The sequence below is a fragment of the Streptomyces sp. NPDC005962 genome (assembly GCF_040629205.1).
Classification (GTDB): Bacteria; Actinomycetota; Actinomycetes; order Streptomycetales; family Streptomycetaceae; genus Streptomyces.
This window is the reverse complement of sequence record NZ_JBEXVE010000033.1, coordinates 85,506-103,455: the sequence shown is the minus strand read 5'-3', so window position 1 is coordinate 103,455 and position 17,950 is coordinate 85,506. Positions and strand designations below refer to the sequence as shown.

Annotated in this window: 22 protein-coding genes; 1 reads left to right on the top strand and 21 read right to left on the bottom strand. The window is 72.6% G+C overall.

Going from position 1 to position 17,950, the window contains the following annotated elements:
* From ABZ370_RS36925 to ABZ370_RS36825, 21 genes are all read right to left on the bottom strand, one after another.
* Positions 1-101, bottom strand: a 101-nt coding sequence (locus ABZ370_RS36925; RefSeq protein WP_344316556.1) for a biotin carboxylase N-terminal domain-containing protein, incomplete at its 3' end; no start/stop codon positions are given.
* Between the two features lie 51 nt (positions 102-152).
* Positions 153-1,082 carry an alpha/beta fold hydrolase gene (locus tag ABZ370_RS36920; RefSeq protein WP_358630462.1) on the bottom strand — a complete coding sequence of 310 codons (930 nt, stop codon included), beginning with the start codon at positions 1,080-1,082 and terminating at the stop codon, positions 153-155.
* Between the two features lie 125 nt (positions 1,083-1,207).
* Complete coding sequence (locus tag ABZ370_RS36915) at positions 1,208-1,951, bottom strand: DsbA family protein (protein WP_358630459.1); 744 nt, start codon at positions 1,949-1,951, stop codon at positions 1,208-1,210.
* Positions 1,952-1,970: 19 nt separating this feature from the next.
* Positions 1,971-2,714 carry a 3-oxoacyl-ACP reductase FabG gene (gene fabG / locus ABZ370_RS36910; RefSeq protein WP_358630456.1) on the bottom strand — a complete coding sequence of 248 codons (744 nt, stop codon included), beginning with the start codon at positions 2,712-2,714 and terminating at the stop codon, positions 1,971-1,973.
* A 4-nt stretch (positions 2,715-2,718) separates the two neighbouring features.
* On the bottom strand, positions 2,719-3,210 hold the full coding sequence (locus tag ABZ370_RS36905; protein WP_358630453.1) for a beta-hydroxyacyl-ACP dehydratase: 492 nt from the start codon (positions 3,208-3,210) through the stop codon (positions 2,719-2,721).
* A complete protein-coding gene (locus tag ABZ370_RS36900) occupies positions 3,207-3,662 on the bottom strand; it encodes a 3-hydroxyacyl-ACP dehydratase (protein WP_358630450.1) in 456 nt (151 codons plus the stop codon). Before ABZ370_RS36900 ends, ABZ370_RS36905 begins: the two co-directional genes overlap by 4 nt.
* A 1-nt stretch (position 3,663) precedes the next feature.
* Positions 3,664-3,918 carry an acyl carrier protein gene (locus ABZ370_RS36895; protein WP_063735262.1) on the bottom strand — a complete coding sequence of 85 codons (255 nt, stop codon included), beginning with the start codon at positions 3,916-3,918 and terminating at the stop codon, positions 3,664-3,666.
* 55 nt (positions 3,919-3,973) lie between these two features.
* A complete protein-coding gene (locus ABZ370_RS36890; RefSeq protein ID WP_358630447.1) occupies positions 3,974-4,930 on the bottom strand; it encodes an ACP S-malonyltransferase in 957 nt (318 codons plus the stop codon).
* 22 nt (positions 4,931-4,952) lie between these two features.
* Positions 4,953-6,080, bottom strand: a complete 1,128-nt coding sequence (locus ABZ370_RS36885; protein ID WP_358630444.1) for a beta-ketoacyl synthase N-terminal-like domain-containing protein — start codon at positions 6,078-6,080, stop codon at positions 4,953-4,955.
* A 41-nt stretch (positions 6,081-6,121) separates the two neighbouring features.
* Positions 6,122-6,556 carry a hypothetical protein gene (locus ABZ370_RS36880; RefSeq protein WP_358630441.1) on the bottom strand — a complete coding sequence of 145 codons (435 nt, stop codon included), beginning with the start codon at positions 6,554-6,556 and terminating at the stop codon, positions 6,122-6,124.
* A 3-nt stretch (positions 6,557-6,559) separates the two neighbouring features.
* On the bottom strand, positions 6,560-6,967 hold the full coding sequence (locus ABZ370_RS36875) for a hypothetical protein (protein WP_358630476.1): 408 nt from the start codon (positions 6,965-6,967) through the stop codon (positions 6,560-6,562).
* Complete coding sequence (locus ABZ370_RS36870) at positions 6,967-7,293, bottom strand: hypothetical protein (protein ID WP_358630438.1); 327 nt, start codon at positions 7,291-7,293, stop codon at positions 6,967-6,969. The genes ABZ370_RS36875 and ABZ370_RS36870 overlap by 1 nt, the downstream gene beginning before the upstream one ends.
* On the bottom strand, positions 7,290-8,081 hold the full coding sequence (locus tag ABZ370_RS36865) for an SDR family oxidoreductase (RefSeq protein ID WP_358630435.1): 792 nt from the start codon (positions 8,079-8,081) through the stop codon (positions 7,290-7,292). Before ABZ370_RS36865 ends, ABZ370_RS36870 begins: the two co-directional genes overlap by 4 nt.
* A 28-nt stretch (positions 8,082-8,109) precedes the next feature.
* Positions 8,110-9,057 (bottom strand): beta-ketoacyl synthase N-terminal-like domain-containing protein, encoded by a 948-nt coding sequence (locus ABZ370_RS36860; RefSeq protein ID WP_358630432.1) that lies wholly within the window; start codon positions 9,055-9,057, stop codon positions 8,110-8,112.
* A gap of 11 nt (positions 9,058-9,068) precedes the next feature.
* Positions 9,069-10,241, bottom strand: coding sequence for a beta-ketoacyl-[acyl-carrier-protein] synthase family protein (locus ABZ370_RS36855; protein WP_358630429.1), 1,173 nt, complete (start codon positions 10,239-10,241; stop codon positions 9,069-9,071).
* Positions 10,241-11,233: a hypothetical protein gene (locus ABZ370_RS36850; protein WP_358630426.1), complete on the bottom strand. Its 993-nt coding sequence runs from the start codon at positions 11,231-11,233 to the stop codon at positions 10,241-10,243. The genes ABZ370_RS36855 and ABZ370_RS36850 overlap by 1 nt, the downstream gene beginning before the upstream one ends.
* Positions 11,233-12,312: a beta-ketoacyl synthase N-terminal-like domain-containing protein gene (locus ABZ370_RS36845; RefSeq protein ID WP_358630423.1), complete on the bottom strand. Its 1,080-nt coding sequence runs from the start codon at positions 12,310-12,312 to the stop codon at positions 11,233-11,235. Before ABZ370_RS36845 ends, ABZ370_RS36850 begins: the two co-directional genes overlap by 1 nt.
* Positions 12,309-13,460 carry a beta-ketoacyl synthase N-terminal-like domain-containing protein gene (locus tag ABZ370_RS36840; protein ID WP_358630420.1) on the bottom strand — a complete coding sequence of 384 codons (1,152 nt, stop codon included), beginning with the start codon at positions 13,458-13,460 and terminating at the stop codon, positions 12,309-12,311. Before ABZ370_RS36840 ends, ABZ370_RS36845 begins: the two co-directional genes overlap by 4 nt.
* A gap of 4 nt (positions 13,461-13,464) precedes the next feature.
* Complete coding sequence (locus ABZ370_RS36835; RefSeq protein ID WP_358630417.1) at positions 13,465-14,700, bottom strand: beta-ketoacyl-[acyl-carrier-protein] synthase family protein; 1,236 nt, start codon at positions 14,698-14,700, stop codon at positions 13,465-13,467.
* A 37-nt stretch (positions 14,701-14,737) separates the two neighbouring features.
* Positions 14,738-14,989 (bottom strand): acyl carrier protein, encoded by a 252-nt coding sequence (locus ABZ370_RS36830; RefSeq protein WP_358630414.1) that lies wholly within the window; start codon positions 14,987-14,989, stop codon positions 14,738-14,740.
* 271 nt (positions 14,990-15,260) lie between these two features.
* On the bottom strand, positions 15,261-16,022 hold the full coding sequence (locus ABZ370_RS36825) for a LuxR C-terminal-related transcriptional regulator (protein WP_358630411.1): 762 nt from the start codon (positions 16,020-16,022) through the stop codon (positions 15,261-15,263).
* Between the two features lie 361 nt (positions 16,023-16,383).
* Between ABZ370_RS36825 and ABZ370_RS36820 the strand changes: the two genes are divergently transcribed.
* Positions 16,384-17,946 (top strand): MFS transporter, encoded by a 1,563-nt coding sequence (locus ABZ370_RS36820; protein ID WP_358630408.1) that lies wholly within the window; start codon positions 16,384-16,386, stop codon positions 17,944-17,946.
* Positions 17,947-17,950: the final 4 nt, after the last annotated feature.

Sequence of the window (17,950 nt, the reverse complement as noted above, 5' to 3'; positions counted from 1 at the left end):
GGATCGGCGTAGACGGCCACGCTCGCGATCCCGGCATCCCGGCAGGCACGGGCAACACGGACAGCGATCTCGCCACGGTTGGCGATGAGCACCTTCTGCATGCTCTCTCTTCCCTCTTCAGAAGTTGCCGTCCGGCGAGGACGGTCAGGTTGCTATCCCAGGGCCCGCTTGAGGAAATCCAGTACCACGCTCGCGTAGCCTTCAGGATCGCTCTGCAGCCCGAGCAGATGCTCGGCTCCCGGGAGGACGTGCGTTTCGGCCTGGGCATAGCGCTCGGCCAGCGCGTCCACCGAGGAGGGCGGCACGATCGCATCGTGCTCGCCCGACATGAACAGGAGTGGGATCTTGGCGAACTTGCCGGTCGCGGGCGGTGGCCATTGGGCGCGCAGCATGGCGGGGCCCAGGGCGCACAGCGCCCGGGTCACCACGGAACGGGACGGTTCGCCGCTCAGCGCGGGGGGCATCGGCAGCGCCTCCGCCTCCAGGTACTTGCGCAGCAGCGGCGGGACGTCGTGCCCCGGGCCGCTGTCGCACACCAGCGCGTCGAACTCGAACCCGTCGTGGGTCAGCGCCCACATGGCCGAGAAGCAGGAGAAGGAGAAGCCGTAGACGGCGATGCGCGCCGTGGCGTACCCCTGCTTGCCGCGCAGCCAGGACACCACCGAGGTGACATCGCTCGCGAACCGGTCGCCGAGCCCGAACAGCGCCCGGTCGTCGCTGCTGGCCCCGTGGTTGCGGTGGTCGAACAGACAGACGGTGTACCCGGCGTCGTGCAGGAACTTGGCGTGGCCCAGGCTGTGGTCCTTGCCCGTCCCCATGCTGTGGCCGAGCACCACCACCTTCTCCGTGGAGCCGGGGCAGAGCCAGGCGTGCACCCGCTTCCGGCGGGCGAACGGGATCTCCAGGTCGGTGCAGGGCAGCCCGTAGTCCCGGGGGTGCTCCCGCTGGGTCCGGTTCCGCGGATGGAAGGCGAGATACGCCAGCTGGGCCCCGTACAGCGGGGCTATCGGCAGTGCCGCGACCGAGAGGGCGCGGGACCCCAGCGAGGGTGGCCGCACCGGCGTCCGGGGTGGCTCGGGCATCGGCGTCCTCCAGGAGGGGGTGGAGTGTCCGTCGGCGGTCAGGGCGTTCTCGTCTCGGTCGGTGCCGTGCGGTGGGGCAGCGGGGCGGGTACGTCAGGATGGCGGCTACCGGGGGGTACGGGTGGTCACCCGCAGCCCCCGGCGTGGCCCTGGTCGCCGGACCGGGCGGCCACGAAGTCCGCGTCAGCCGGTGCTGGTGTGGGGGTGGCCGGGCCGGGAGCGGGGGGCGGCGCGGCGCGGGAGCGGACCGCAGCGGCGAACGCCGGGAGCCGGTCCACGCCCCAGTACTTGTCGTAGCCGAGGAGGAAGAACGGCACGCCGAACACCCCGTCCCGGCTGAGGTCCAGCAACGCCCGGAGCCCGCGCCCGGCGCGCAGCTCCGGGTCGTCGGCGGCGCCCGCCATCCGGCCCGCCACGGCGGCCGGAAGGCCCAGCTCCGCGGCGATGTCCGCGATGGTCTCGCGGTCGCAGATGTTCCGGCCCTCCTGCCAGCGGGCCCGGTGGACCCGCTCGATGTACGCGGGGCCGAACCCCGCGTCCAGCGCGGGAAAATACGCCAGATGCGGTACTTCCCAGACCGGGTCACGGTCCACGGGCCAGGTGACGGCGAGACCGCGGTCGGCGGTCAGGCGGCGTACGTCCTGAAGGATATAGAGGTGTTTGTCGCGTGACATCGCCGTATACGGAAAGGACCGCTGGTGCTCGGCCATGCGGCGCTCACTGTCCGCGTCCGGCTCCCACCAGGGGTGCCATTCCACCACCTGTGCGACATCCGGAAAGCGGTCCATCAGATCACGGTAGGCGATCCAGCTGTACGGGCTGCGGAAATTGAAATAGAACCGCGGGACCCTACTGCGCCTGGCCGTCATGTCCGTCCCCGCCCCTCGCTCAGATAACGATGCCGCCATCGACCTGGAACACCGCTCCGGTCACATACTCCGCCCCGACCAGGTACGCGACCATGTCCGCGACCTCCTCCGGGCGTCCGAAGCGGCGCAGCGGGATGCTCGCTTCCGCTTCCTTGCGCACACTCTCGGACAGCGCCGCCGTCATATCCGTCTCCACGAAGCCCGGCGCGACCACATTGGCCCGGATGCCGTACCGTCCGACCTCCTTGGCGAGCGATTTGGTGAAGCCGATGATCCCGGCCTTGGAGGCCGCGTAATTCGACTGTGCCGCATGGCCGTGCACGCCCGCCACCGAGGAGATGTTGATGATGCATCCGGACTTGCGTTTCATCATGCCGAATACCACCGAACGGCATATGTGGTACGTACCGTCCAGGTTGACTTCCATCACGCCCCGCCACTCCTCGTCCTTCATCAACAGCAGCGGATTGTCCCGCGCGATGCCCGCCGACACCACTGCTACGTCGATGGGACCGAGCCGGTTCTCGGTGAACGCCACGAGCTCGCGCACCGCGTCCGCGTCCCGTACGTCCGTCTGCCGGCCGACGACCCGGCCGCCGCCCCGCCCGGCGGCCTCCTCCTCCAGGGCGCGGGACGCGTCGGGGCTGGACTGATGGCAGAACGCCACGTCGAAACCGTCCCGGGCCAGCCGCAGCACGGTCGCACGGCCGATGCCGCGCGAGCCGCCGGAGACGAGGGCCACCTTGCTGTGCACGTCGGACATGGTGTTACGTCACCTCTCCTGCCGGGGCCGCCCTGAGTTCGGCCGCCGGACGCATCGTCATCACCAGCCGCCCGACGGTGAGCACGGTCGCGCCCCCGACCCGGCTCTCCCCCTCGAACATGTACGTCTCCCCGACCTGCCGGTCCAGCCGGACGTGGTGCTCCACCACGTCGCCGGGGAGGACCGGGCGGTGGTACTCGGCGTCGGAGACCCCGCCGAGCAGCATCGCCATGCCCTCCACGACATCCGGATTGGGAGCCTCCCAGGCGACCAGCACCCCCGCCACATGGCACCAGGATTCGAGGAGCACCGTCCAGGGGTAGTGGTAGGCCTCCGGGGGCGCGTCGTCGGGTACGGCCTCGTACCAGGGTTCGTTGCAGGTGACGGCCTTGAGCCCGGAGGCGCGTTCGCCGGGGACCAGTTCGGTGATCCGGTCGACGAGCAGCATGGGGTAGCGGTGCGGCAGCACCCGCTTGATCTGGTCCACGGTGATCATCCGGCGGCCTCCCGTCCGGCAGGGGACGTGAAGCGCAGCCGGACGCGGGCGGCGAGCCCGCGCTCGGTGGTGGCCACGGCGCGGCAGCGCCAGCCGCCCGGCGCGGCTCCCCGCTCGTGCTGCTCGTGCTGCTCGTCCTGCTCTTTCGGCTCGTCCCGTGTCCAGGTGAACTCGCAGCTCAGGGTGGAGCCGGGGAAGACCGGGCCGAGGAAGCGGGCGGACTCGACCGCCGCCAGGGCGGCCCCCGGCTCGGGCAGCGTGGCGAGGGCGCCGCGCTGGACGTACTCGACAACGCACACCCCGGGGAAGATCGGGAAGCCGGGGAAGTGACCGGCGAACACCTTCTCCGTTCCGGCGATCACGGCCACGCACCGGGCGGGCCGCTCCCCCGGCACCCCGGGGTCGACCACCTCCAGGGTGCCGTCGACCGGTCCGCACGCGGTCGCCGTCACCTCACTTCTCCAGCTTCGACGCGAGCAGGTCGTGCACCTTCCGCAGGGTGGTGATGCTCTTCATCTCCTTCTCCTCCAGCTTCACCGCGTACTTCTTCTCCAGCTCGACCATGACCTCCAGGGCCATGAGGGAGTCGACGCCGAGGTCCTTGACGAAGTCGGCCTCGTCGGTCACCTCCTCCTCTTCCACATCGAGGACTTCCGCGACGAACGTGCGCAGTTCGTCGAGGTCCAGCGCGGCGGTGGCGTCGGCCATCGGGGGTTCCTTCCGCTCTCGGGGTCTTCTTCGGGGCTCGGGTCTTCTTCGGGGCTCATGGCGTGGTGGGTACGGCGAACGCGGCGGGCGACTCGACCGGGACGGTCGCCGCGCCCGCCGCGATCCGGCGGATCATTCCGGTCAGCTGACGGCCCGGGCCCAGCTCCACGAACCGGACGCAGCCCAGCTCGTCTCCGAGGGTCCGGACGCTCTCCTCCCAGCGCACCGGGCTGGTGAGCTGGGCGAGTTCGCGCTCCCGCCACCCCTCCCCGCCGCGGTGGGGGCGCGCGTCCACATTGGCGACGACCGGGGTGTGCGCGGGCGCGAACTCCACGGCGGCCAGCGCCGCGCGCAGCTCGTCCGCGGCGGCGGCCATGAGCGGGCTGTGGAACGCGCCGCCGACGGCGAGCCGGATCGCCTTGCCCCCGCTCTCCGCGGCCAGTGCGGCGAGCCGGTCGACGCCCTCGGCGGTGCCGGAGACGACGAGGTTGCCGGGCGCGTTGGCGTTGGCGACCCAGACCTCCGGCCCCTCCGCCCGCACCCGTCCGGTCAGCGCGTCCACGGCCCCGGCGTCGAGCCGGACGACGGCCGCCATGGTGCCGGGCGAGCGTTCGGCGCAACGGCGCATGGCCCAGCCGCGGGCGGCGACCAGCCGTGCCGCGTCGGCGAGCGGCAGCGCCCCGGCCGCGTACAGGGCGGTGTACTCGCCGAGGCTGTGCCCGGCGCACGCGGCCACCTCGCCCAGCAGCCCGGCGGCGGCCGCCTCGTGGTGGACGATCATCTGGTACCCGAAGACGGCGAGCTGGGCCAGGTCGGTGCGGCGCAGCGTGGCGTCGTCGGCCGTCAGCAGCAGCTCCCCGACGTCGACCCCGGTGTGCTCGGAGATCTCGTCGGCCAGCGGCCAGGCGCCGGTGTCCCGCCACGCCCGGCCCATGCCCGCCTTCTGGGCGCCCTGCCCCGGGAAGACCAGGGCCGTGCGCCCGTCCGCCGCGGATATCTCACTGCCTGTCATGAGCGCGCCCCTCCCCGCTCATTCACCGGGTCCGCAGCAGCGCCGCGCCGACCACGCCGTCCCGGTCGACCGTGGTGACCAGGGCCGGGCTGCCGGGGTCGAGCTCCCCGCGCCCGGCGAGCGCGAGGACGGCCGCGATCTGGAAGGCCGCCGAAGCGGCGCAGGTGTCGCCGATCGCGTCGGCCGTCGCCAGCCGCAGCGGCCGGTGGCCGCCGAGGACGTCGTCGAGGGCGGCGCGCTCGGCCTCGCCCTCGGCGCCGGGCGCCTGGGAGTCGGCGAGGACCCGTACCTCGCCGGGCGCGGTGCCGGTACGGTCCAGCAGCCGCGTCACGGTGTCGGCGAGCACCGTACGGGCCGCCGCCGGGTCCGTGGCGAAGCCGAACTCGACGCCCGCGACCTCGGCGAGCCCGCCGCGGCCGTGTTCGCGGGCCTCGTCGGCGGTCTCCAGCAGCCAGACCGCGGCGCCCTCGCCGAGCACCGCCGTCGTGTCGTCGTCGGCGCGGGTGTGCCACTCCAGCCAGGCGCGGGCGGAGGTGAACTCCTCGACCGCCCCGCACAGCACGGTGCGGGCGCGCCCCGCGCGCTGGAGCCGCATCGCGTACCGCAGGGTGAGCAGCCCGGCGGCGCGGCCGCCCGCGATGGTGGTGTTGGGGCCCTTGAGGCCGTGCCAGATGGCGGACTGGCCCGCCGCGCAGTTCATCACCGTGTTGGGGAACCGGGCCGGGTCCACGAAGAAGGGCTTGGCGCTGACCAGCGAGTCCCGGGTGAAGTCCATGATGGACTGGGCGCTTCCGGTGCTGGTGCCGAGCGCGAGACCGGTGTGCTCGCCGACGCCCGGCAGCCGCTCCGCCCCGTCACCGGACTTGCTCCCGCGCTCGCCGGAGAGCAGCTGGCGGATCGCGGTGACGGCGAGGCCGGTCACCCGGTCCATGGAGCGGGTGTTCTTGCGGCCGAGGATCTCCCGGATGTGGAAGTCGGGGACGAGGCACGCCTCGCGGAACGGCACCGACCACTCCTCGGGATCCAGCGGCTTCCCGGTGCCGCGGCCGAACTGCATCCCGCAGCTGAAGTCCGCGGCCCGCAGCCCCAGGGGCGATACGGCGGTCCAGGCGGAGATGACCGGGCTGACCGCGGCCGGAGCGTTGACCATCGGTACTCCTTCGGTTGTGGCCCGGGGGCCGGACGGAGTGCTCACAGGAACCACACCTGTTCGTAGGAGGGCCATCGCGCCGCGAGCCCGTGCGCCTCGATCACCTGGACGCCGGGCAGCAGCCGGTCGGCGGCGGTGCGTCCCAGCGCGGTCAGGTCGGGCCGCTCGACCAGCACGGTCACCCCGGCGTCGAGCACCTTCGCGACGGACGCGCGCGGATCGGGCAGGGTGTCCAGGGTGCGTCCGCCGAGCCGCAGCGGCGGCTGGGGGGCGGTGCGCAGGGCGTAGCCGACGGCGGGTCCGCGCAGCGCCAGATCGCAGCCCCCGCCGCTCTGCCGGTGCAGATCGGGGACGACGTAGAGGGCGTCCGCGAACTGGGTCTCGACCGAGCCGCGGTACGCCTTCTCCATGATCAGCAGCCAGCGCGCCTGCGGCTGTTCCGGCATGGCCTCGTCCCGCGTGACCTCTTCCGGCATGGCTCAGCACACCCCCATGACCAGGGCCTTGTCCGCCGCCTTGACGTGTTCGGCGAACAGGAACGGGGACCGCTTGCTGACCTGGGGGATCTGCTCGGCGGCGCCCCGGTCGTCGGCGCAGAAGCGGCAGACGTACCAGTAGAGCCGGTCGGGGTGGTCGGCGAGCAGATCGCGGACGATCAGCGCGGTGGACGGGTGGCGGCGCTCCAGGTCGGTGAGGTCGCGCGGCTTGGTGTCGCCGAGCGCCGCGCTGGTCAGGCCGGTGGCGTCGCCGCAGGTCCAGATCTGCACCCGGGCGCCTCGGTCGAGCAGCGCGGTGGCCAGCCGCAGCGCCGAGGTAACCAGGTCGCTCTGGTGGGGCGCGCCGAAGAGGTTGAGGAGGACGTCGGTGGCGGGTACCGGCCGGGCCATCAGTGCCACACCGCCCGCACCTGGGGTTCCAGCAGCTTGGCGGCCACGTCGTCCATCTCCACCATGCGGATCTCGGGCGTCAGGTCGGCGGCGGGCAGGGCGCGCTGGGCGGCCGAGAAGGTGTCCACCCACAGCTCGCCGCCGCCGCGCAAGAACGTCTCGATGCCGGGCGCGGCGCCGGGGAGGGCGGCGGTGACCCCGTTCTCGACGAGGAACAGCACTACCCGGTGGCCGTCCCCGGCCAGCCGTGCCGCGTCGCCGACGAAGCGTTCGCAGGCGGGCCCGGTCTGCGGGCCGCCGCTCTCGATCAGCAGATGGTCCGTCATGTGAGCAGCTCACCGCCGTCGACGCCGATCACATTGCCGGTGATCCAGGAGGAGTCGGTGCGGGACAGCAGGGAGACGGCCTCGGCGACGTCCTCCGGGCGGGTGAGCCGCCCGTGCGGGTTGAGGTCCTTGGCGTATGCGGCGAGCCGGTCGCTGCCGGGGATGCGCTCCATGGACGGGGTCGGGGTGACCCCGGCGCGCAGCGCGTTGACGGCGATGCCCGAGGGGGCGAGTTCCAGGGCGAGTTGGCGTACGTGGGACTCCAGGGCGGCCTTGGCGGCGGAGACGGCGCCGTAGTGGGGCATGACGCGGGCGCCTCCGGCGGAGGTCATCGCGTACACCTTGGCGCCCTCGCGCAGCAGGCCCGCGGTGAACAGGTCCTGGGTCCAGTAGACGAGGGAGTGGGCCATCACATCGAGCGTCATGTTCATCTGACGGGAGGTGAGGCTGCCCTCGCCGTCGGGGGTGACGTACGGCAGCAGGGTGCCGAACGCCAGGGAGTGGACCAGGACGCGGACGCCCTTGCCGCCGGTCAGCTCCTCGAACCGGGGCAGCAGCTCCTCGCGGGTGCGGGCGGAGGCGGCGTTGGCGTTGAAGAAGTGCGCCTCGACGCCGTGGGCCCGCATCTCCTCCTGGGCGACCGCCGCCTTCTCCTGCCCCTCGGCGGTGTCGAAGTGGACGCCCAGGACGCCGACGCCCGCGCGGGCCATCTCGTGGGCGATGGCCAGGCCCATGCCGCTGGAGGCGCCCAGCACCAGGCACCAGGAACCTTCGAGTGAGGTGATCATCGGTCGCTCGCCCTCCGTCGTAGTCCGGTCATCGGCTGCTCGCTTCCGCTCCGCCGGGCCCGCCCGGGGTGACCAGGCAGACGGCGGTGTTTCCCTCGGCCGCCGCGGTGACGACGGCGTGTGGGTGGTCCGGCGGGTTCCGCAGGGCGGCGGCGATGTGTGCCATCGGCGCCAGACAGCCCGCGCCCGCCGGTATGCGCTCGGCCTCTTCGTCCAGGACGTGCGCGACCGCCTCGCCGACCGCTTCGCCCACCGGGGAGCCGTCCAGGACAGCGGTGACGGTCAGCGGGGCGCCCGGCCGGTGGCCGAGGGCGGCGAGCGCGTCCCGGAGCGCCTGTGCGGCCTCCCCCGCGCCGTCGGCCGAGGCGGCGAGGCCGGGCGGCAGGAAGAACGTACGGACCGCGACGCGCCCGTACGCCCGTCCGCCGCGCTCCGCGACGGCCGCCGCGGGCTCCAGCAGCAGCGCGACGGCACCGGCCTCCGAGAGGTCCGCACCCGGCTCGCCCTCCGGCAGCGCCTCCTCCGTCGCCCCGGCGAGCAGCCGGGAGGCGCGTCCGGCAGCGATGGCGCGCGCGCCGGTCTGGAGCGCCTCCAGGCCCGCGACGCGGGGGCTGGTGAGGGTGAGGTTGAACCCCTTGAGGTCGTGCTCGGTGGCCAGTCGGCTGCCGAAGAGGTTGATGGAGAAGTAGGGCGCGGTGGCCGGGCTCAGCTCCCCCGCGCCCGCCCCGACGACCGTACGGTCCATCGCGTGGTGCAGGGAGACGGCCGCGCTGTTGGTGCCCACCGCGGCGGCGCGGCGCTCGGGTCCGGCCGCCGTCAGCGCGTCCTCGCCCGCGTCGGCGAGGGCGCGCTTGGCGGCCGCCAGGACGTACTGGGCGGCGCCGGGCAGGTACTTGTAGCCGCGGCGGCCCAGCGCCGTACGGAAGTCGAAGCCGTCCGCGCTCACCTCGCCCACGCCCGTGACCATGAGATCCATCGGCAGGTCCATCAGCGGGCCTCTGCGAAGACGAGGGAGATGTTGTTGCCGCCGAACGCGTAGGCGTTGACCATCCCGTATCCGCCGGTCAGCGGGGTGCTCCCGGACGGCAGCGGCACCGGGCACCCCGGATCGGCGTCCCCGACGGGCACGTTCGGCGGCAGGGTGCCGTGCCGCAGCATCAGGGCGGCGGACAGCGCGGCGAACGCGCCCGCCGCGCCGCCGGTGTGGCCGATGAGCGCCTTCAGGCTGTACAGCGGGGCGCGGGGCGCGACCGCGGCCAGCACCCGGCTCTCCACCACGTCGTTGAGTTCGGTGCCGGTGCCGTGCGGCACCACGAAGCCGACCTCGCCCCCGCCCGCCTCGCGCAGCGCCTCCCGCATCGCGCGCTCGATCTGCCCGCCGCCGGGCTCGGGCGCGGTCGCGTGGTGGGCGTCGCAGCTCCAGCCGGTGCCCGCGAGGCGCGCGTAGGCGCGCTCGGCGCCCCGCGCGCGGGCGTGCGCGCCGGACTCCAGGACCAGGACGGCGGCCCCCTCGCCGAAGACCGTGCCGCGCCGGTCGGCGGCGAACGGACGGCAGCGCTCGGGGTCGATGGCGCCCAGCCGGTTGAAGCAGGCCAGCGCCACCCGGGAGTACGCCTCGGCGCCGCCCGCGAACACCACGTCCGCCTCGCCCGAGCGGATCAGGTCGGCGGCGACGGACAGCGCGTAGCCACTGGCGGAACAGGCGTTGCTGACACAGGTGTTGGGGCCGCGCGCGCCCAGCGAACCGCCGACCGCCGAGGCGACCGGGAAGACGGGCGCCCAGCGGTCGGTGCCCGGGGCCTTCCCCTGCCACCACCCCTCGTGCAGCTCCGTGTCGCCCATGCCGCTGCTGATCGCGACGGCCACCCGGCGCGGATCGACGCTCCCCCACTCGGAGAGGCCCGCGTCCCGGGCCGCCTGCCGGGCCGCCTCGATCGCGAACCGCGAGCCGCGCCCCAGCGGCAGCCCCGCCCACTCCGCGGGCCCCTCCGGCACGTCGGCCTCGGGCACCAGGTACATCCGCGGATGGTCCATGCGGGCGTGGCTGTCGGGCACTCGGGACGGGGTGGTGCGCGCGGTGTGCATCCCGCGCCAGAACGCGTCGGCGCCCGTGCCCAGCGGGGACAGCGCCCCCACTCCGGTGACCGTGATGTCGTCCATCAGGTGCCGCTCGCCTTCCCGGCCAGCGCGTCCAGTACCCGCTGGTCGAAGGGGACCAGATGCCAGTCGCGGCGGTTCTCGATCAGCGCGTAGCCGTGCACGATGCCGCCGGTGGCGGTGAGGGTGAGCGCGCCGTCGCGGACCGCGTAACAGTCCATGCGGGCGGTGTAGGTGAGGTCCTTGAAGATCTCCTCCACCGTGTAGACGGTGTAGAGGTCCTCTTCCATCAGCGCCTCGTCGGTGATCCGTATCCAGGAGCGCGGTACGACGGGTATCCACCGGCGGTCGTCCAGCAGCGTCTTGATGGAGATGCCGCGGGACTTCACGAAGCGGTCCTTGGCCTCCTCCATCAGCCGCAGATAGCCCGACATCTGGAGCCGCTCGGTGAAGTGGCAGTAGGGGTAGGTGATGTTCCACTTCCACGCGTGGGCGTTACGGCCCTCCGTGAGCGCCGCCAGGACGGCCCGCTCGTCGCCGTCCGGCACCGCGGGGCGCGGCTCGGTGGGCGAGCCCTCGCCCAGCCGGTCCACCGTGAAGCGGCCGAACTCGCCGGGCGGTTCGGCGGGGCCGCTCAGCGGCTCCGGCAGATAGGTGTCGGCGCGCAGCGAGACATGGACCTTGGCGGTGACGGCCTTGAGGACGGAGCCGTCGCGGACGACCCGCAGGGTCACCCGGAAGGCCAGCGCCGTGGCGCCGTCGGAGGTGTCCGGCACCACCTCGGCCTCGGCCTCGTCGTCCAGGTGGAAGGCGTGCAGGATGCGGCTGTCCAGCGCCACGATGTCCAGCCCGAGGCCGTGCTCCTCGTAGAGGCGGCGGGCGGGCGCCCCGCTGCGGGCGAAGTGGACCAGCACCGCCTCCTCGATGAGGTAGTTGACGTGCTTGAAGCCGATCCAGGTGCAGATGTTCGAGCCCTCGTACCGCGGACGCAGCCGCACCGTGGTGGTGTCGGCCAGCAGGGCCTTCGTCGACATCGGCGGGGCGGCGGCTCTCATCAGGTGCACTCCATGGCTGAAATCTCTGACATCGCTGACCTTGCGGAAACCTTCGGAAGGGGCGCGTCCGGCCCGCGCAGCAGCAGTCCGGCCACGGCGTCGGCCGTGTCGTCGCCGCTGGTGATCAGCGCCTCGCCCGTCCCGGTTCCGGCCCGCGCCGCCGCGAGCCAGCCGACCGCGGCGGCGCACTGGAGGACGCCGAGCGCGCCGGAGGCGCGGCCGAAGGCGGCGGTGACGTCGTGCCGCGGTACGTGCGGGGGCACCGGCGCGGCGGTGTCGGCGGTGTCGGCGGTCGGCTCCTCGTAGCGCTCCGGGGTGAACCAGACGCCCGGCCCCTCGCCGCCTTCCGGCAGCAGCGCGCGGACGCAGCCCGCGAGCCCCGCCCGGCGCTCGTACGGCCCCAGGACGGCGGCGGCGCGCGCCCCGCGCTCGTCCGCCCAGCGCGCCCCCTCGATGACGAGGGCGGCGGCGCCGTCCAGCAGGTCGTCGGCGGGCCGGGCGAGCAGATCCGCCACGACGGCGTTGCGGGTTTCGACGCCGACCACCAGCGCGCGGCGGACGCGGCCCGCCGCCACGAGCGTCGCGGCCCAGTGGACGGCGTCGAGCCCGGACGTCGGCCCGTTGCACAGCATCAGGTTGGGGCCGCGCAGCCCGTGCCGGATCGCGACCCAGGAGGCGATCACATTGCTGGAGGCGTTGGGCAGGCTCATGGGGCTCAGGGAGCGGGCCGAGCCCTCGGTGATCGCGGCGGCGGTGAGGCACGCGGTGTCGAGGTTGCCCAGGTTGGAGCTGGCCACCACGCCGACGGTGTCGCCCGGTACGGTCAGCCTCTCCCCATCGGTGCCGTCAGTGGGGGCGACGAGGGCGGCGTCGCGTAACGCCTCGAGCGCGGCGCACAGCGCGAGTTGGGTCGCCCGGTCCTTGTAGCGGTGGCCTCGGCGGCCGATGCGGGCGCCGGTGTCGAACGGTTCGGGGGCGCGCCCGGGGGCGTGCGCACCGCGCAGCAGCGCGTCCGGGGTGTCCGCGCCGGGCAGTGCCAGGCCGACCCCGGAAACCACGGCGGTGCCGGGCGCGCTCATGTGCCGGCCCTCTCCACTATGGCGACGGCGTTGACCCCGCCGAACCCGAACGCGTCGATCTGGGCGAACCGCAGCCCCGCCACATCGGCCGGGGACGGCTCCCGGACGAAGCGGAAGGCCGCCGCCTCGGGCAGCGGCTCGGTGAGGCCGAGGGTGGGCGGTATCCGGCCCGAGGCCAGCGACTTCAGCGCGACGATCAGGCTGACCAGGCCCGAACTGCCCGAGGTGTGCCCGGTCATGGACTTGATCGCGGTCATCAGCGGCGTCGTCACCTCGGGGCCGAAGACCTCGGCGATCGCGGTCGCCTCCGCGCTGTCGTTGAGCTGGGTCCCGGTGCCGTGCAGCAGCACCAGGTCGATGTCGCCGGGGGTGACGCCCGCCCGCTGCTGGGCCTCGTGCACCGCCCGTACGATGCCCTGCGCGTCGGGCGCGGTGACATGGCGGGCGTCGCAGTTCATGCTGACGGCGCGGAGTCTGCCGAGCGCGCCGGAGCGCGCGCCGGACTCCTCCCGGCGCAGCACCACCGCGGCGGCGCCGTCGCCCATCAGCACCCCGCGCCGCTCCCGGTCGAACGGCCGGACCCGGTCGGGCGGTTCGGCGTTCACCCGGTCCAGCAGCCCGTACATGGACTCGGTGACGGTGTCGACACCGGCCACGATCACGGTGTCCTCGGCCCCGGTGGCCAGCAGGTCGCTGCCGAGGGCGAGGGCGTACAGCGAGGCCGAGCACGCCCCCGCGAAGGTGTGGGTGCGCACCGCGCCGAAACGTTCGCGCAGCGCGGTGCCGAAGTGCAGCCGCGCCCGGATGTCGAACGCGGTGCCGTCGCGCCAGGCCAGCTCCGCCGAGCGCAGCTCGCGCAGCCCGGTGCCGACGAGGACGGGCACCCCGCTCAGGTCCTCGCCGAGCCCGGCCTGCCGCGCCGCCTCCCCGACGGCGCGCAGCAGCCAGGCGGTGGCCCGGCCGGGCACATCGGCGCCGGGTCCGGGCCGGTCGTCGATCTCGTACGCGTGCCGTCCCCGGTAGCGGTCCGGGGCGAAGCCGCGCAGTTCACCGAGTCCGCTGGTGCCCGCGCACAGGGCAGAGAAGACCTCGTCGACGCCTTCGCCCACGCTCACCACGGCGCCCGCGCCGGTCACCAGCTGACTCATGGCCTTAGTTCCAGTCCGTGCCGCGCTTGCCGAAGATCACGACGGCGTTGTTGCCGCCGAAGGCGAGCCCGTTGTTCTGTACGACCCTCAGCTCGGCTTCCACCGCGTGGTTCGGCACGACGTCGAGCCCGCACTCCGGGTCGGTCTCGACGTGGTTGATGGTCGGCGGGATGAACCCCTCGGTGAGGGCCAGCGCGCAGGCGATGGAGGCGAGCGCCCCGGCGGCGCCCATGGAGTGGCCGATCATCGACTTGATGGACACGGTGCGCGGCGGGTCGTCGTCGCCGAAGACCTGGCGGATGGCGCGGGCCTCGGTGATGTCGTTGGCCCGGGTGCCGGTGCCGTGCGCGGAGATGAAGTCGACCTCCTCCGGCTTGATCCGGGCGTCGTCGAGGGCGAGCCGCATGCAGCGGGCCACGCTGTCCTGGTTGGGGGCGACGGGGTGGTCGGCGTCGCAGTTGAGGCCGTAGCCGAGGACTTCGGCGTAGATCCGGGCGCCGCGGGCGAGCGCCGACTCCAGGCTCTCCAGGACGAGGACGCCCGCGCCCTCGCCGGTGAGGATGCCCTTGCGGTCCTTGTCGAAGGGCTGGCAGCGCTCGGGCGCTATGGTGCCCAGCCGGTAGAAGCCGGTGAAGGTCTTGCGGCACAGCGCGTCGGCGCCGCCGCACAGCGCGATCTCCACGTCGCCGCCGCGTATGGCGTCGTAGCCGTAGCCGATGGCGTAGTTTCCGGCCGCGCACGCCGTGGGCAGGGTGACCGCCTCGGTCCGGCTCAAGCCGAACTCCTCGGCGATGACGGCCGAAAGCCGCCCGGCCGGCACCCGGCGGGCGACGGTGGGGTCCATCCGCTCGGGCCCGAGGTCGACCTCCGTCTCGACGAGCTGGTCCAGGTCGCCCGACTCCCCGTCGGTGGTGCCGATGGAGATCAGGGACGGGAGGGCGCGCAGCGCGTCCTCCGCGATACCGGCGTCGGCCACCGCCATACGGGCCGCCGCCACCGAGAACTGGCTCGCCCGGCCGAGGTTCGCGATGTCCAGATTTCGTATCCATCGCCCGGGTTCGAAGTCCGGGACCTCACATGCCATCGCATGCTCGAAACCCTCGGTGTCGAACGCGGTGACCGGCCGTGCCGCGCTCTTCCCCGCGCGCAGTCCGGCGAGGAATTCCGCGGTGCCGACGCCAATGCCGGACACCGCCCCGAGACCGGTGACGACAACCCTGCGACCCGACTCACCACGCATTTCGCCCTGCCTTCCGAGGAGTTGGCCGAGGGTCCTGTCACCAGCCGGCCGCGTCGGAAACAACCTCGTAGACGCCGCTGAGGTTCACCATCCGGCCCAGCTCGGCCTGGTCGATGACCACGTTGAACGTTTTTTCGAGCGCCGCGAGTATTTCAATGGCGCGCAGCGAATCCGCGTCATGCTCTTCTTTGAAGAGACTGCTCTCGGTGACCTCGTCCGGGTCGATCTCAAGGATATCCGTGACGATTTCCTTGATGGTTTCCCGACGCTCTTCGACGATGGCGGCCATTACCGCGCACCTCCATTTTCGGCATGGGCAAAGCGACGACTGCCGTTGACGCTATGCGTCGCTCCGGGGGCCGACAAGCCCCGAGTCCACTACCTGTCACACCGCCCGTGAAGCCAACCGGACGACAACCACGGCTGTCATAAAGCTGCACTACGCAGCCGGTTACCGGAACGTCAGGATGCCCAATCTGCAGCAAGCTGCCACGGCGATACCCACAGACCGCGCAAATCAGCCGGAACCCGACTACCCGACTACCCGTCACAGGAGGCGACTAGTCGCGCTCCGCCTCCATGAGCCCCGCGCGCACGGCCCGCACCCCCGCCTGGAAGCGCGACTCCACGTTCAGGTCCCGCATGATGTCGGCCACGTAGCGCCGGTACGTACGCACCGAGAGCCCCAGCTTCCGGGCGGCCGCGTCGTCCTTGTAGCCCTCGGCCATCAGCGTCAGCACCTCGCGCAGCACCCGGCCGCGCGCCCCGCCCTCGAAGGACAGCGGCCGCATCGGGCGCTGCGCGGTGTCCCACATCCCGCACAGCAGCCGGTGCAGCATGACGGCCACCGTCGAGTTCTGGATCATCGAGGCGCGGGAGCCGCCCGGGTCACCCGGGGAGCCCTCGGGCGCGATCACCGCCGCGCCGTCCACCGCCACCAGCTCCTGCCGCACGGAGCCGCACACCCGCACCTCCAGCCGCGGCACCGTGCCGACCGTGCGCTGCCACACCAATCCGCGGATCACCCGCGGCGGGCACAGCATCCGGGTCCGCACGCCCTTGCCCGACAGCTGTGCGAGCGTCTGCGCGACCAGTCGCGCATGCTCCTCGCAGGTCACCTCCGGCAGGCTCCAGATCACGTCACGCTCGGCGCGCAGCACCAGCCGCGCCACCCATCCCGCCACCACCTCGCCGTCCACCGGCAGGTCGGCGGTCGCCGAGGCGAGCACGCTGCGGCGGTGGTGGTGCACCGCGGACTCGATCAGCCGTAACGCCTGGCCGAGAGCTTCTTCCAAGTTGTCCGACCTGGCTTCCGGCTCCATGTGAACCGCTCTCCTTGTGCCCGTCTCGCCGTCAATACCGTCGATACCCTCAATAGGCTTACGGTCATTTGGTTGAATTCCAAAATGGCTCAAAGGACACCCCCCGTTCCCCCGTCGGGGCACAGTAACGAGCCATCTGCCGAAACGGCAAGGAACATCATGACTCAACGGCTCGTCAGCCGGGTAAATACCTTCGCTCTCCCGCGTGGGAAGACCCTCGAACGGGGTCAAGGGGCTGCGCCCCGGCTCGGCAGATTGGTAACTTCCTCTTGAGCCAGCAAGCCTTGAGCAAGCAAGCCGTCCCTTGCCGTACGAGCGCGGACCCCCCACCCTCACGTGGTCCCCGAAAGGCGCCGCCCCCATGGCCGCACAGAACACCGCGATCACCGACACGGCACCGGCCGGCGCTCCGCAGTCGCCGACCGGACGCCAATGGCTCGCTCTCGCGGTGCTGGTCTTCTCCCAACTCGCGGTGTGGCTGGACAACACCGTCCTCAATGTCGCGCTCAAGACACTGGCCGATCCGGACGAGGGACTCGGCGCCAGCCCCAACCAGCTCCAGTGGAGCATCAGCTCCTACACGCTGGTCTTCGCGGTGCTGCTCTTCACCGGCGGCGTGCTGGCCGACCGCTACGGCCACCGCAATCTGCTGCTCACCGGCATGCTCGTGTTCGGCGGCGCCTCGGCCTGGGCCGCGTACGCGGGTTCGGCCACCGAACTCATCGTCGCGCGCGGGGTGATGGGAATCGGCAGCGCCCTGATCATGCCCGCCACGCTCGCGCTGATCGCCCAGGTCTTCGACGAACGGCACCGCGCGACCGCCATCGCCATCTGGTCCGGCTCCAGCGGTATCGCGATCGCCACCGGGCCGATGCTCAGCGGGGCGCTGCTCGACCACTTCTGGTGGGGGTCGGTCTTCCTCGTCAACGTACCGATCGTCGTGCTGTGCGTGGCCGGTTCGCTGCTCTTCCTGCCCGGCGCGGCCGCCAAGGTGCGGCAGAAGTTCGACCCGCTGGGCGTGGTGCTCTCCACGGTCGGGCTCTTCGCCATCGTCTGGGCCGTCATCGAGGGCGGCCACCGCAACGACTGGAACGATCCGGCCATTCTCGGCGCGTTCGCCGTCGGCGCGGTCCTCGTCCTGGTGTTCGTCCTCGTCGAACTGCGCGTCGACAACCCCAGCTTCGACGTCCGGCTCTTCCGGAACAGCCGGTTCACCGGCGCGAGCGTGGCCGTGATGCTGACCTTCTTCGGCCTCAACGGCTCGATGTACTACACCAGCTTCTATCTCCAGGGCGTCCACGGGCAGACCCCGCTGGAGTGCGGGCTGTCCATCGCCCCCGTCGCCCTCGGTGTGCTGCTGGGCGCGCCGCTCTCGGCGAAGCTGGTGCGGGCGTTCGGGGTGCGGCGCGTCGTCACCGTCGCCATGCTCATCGCGACGACCGGCTTCTTCTCGTACGTCTTCCTCGACGAGCACAGCGGTCTGGGGCTGTTCTGGGTCTTCCTGATCCTCCAGGGGCTCGGCATGGGTGCCGCCGTGGCCCCCACCACCGAGACGATCATGTCCGTCCTGCCCGCCGACCGCACCGGCGCCGGGTCCGCCGTCAACAACGCGATGCGGCAGATCGGCGGCGTCCTCGGGGTCGCGGTCCTCGGCTCCATCCTGGCCGGGGTCTACCGCGGCGAGATCACCCCCAAGCTGGGCGATCTGCCGCCGGGCGCCGCCGGTGCCGCCGAGGAGTCCCCCGAGGCCACCCGGCTGATCGCCGACCGGCTGCGCGTGCCGCACCTCTCCGACTTCGCCGACCAGTCGTTCGTGCACGCCATGCACGTCGCCGCCGTGATCGGGGCGATCGCCGCGGTGGTGGGCGCGGTCATCATCTGGTGGACGTTCCGGCGGGCGTCGTACGCCGAGGGCGCCCGCTGATCAC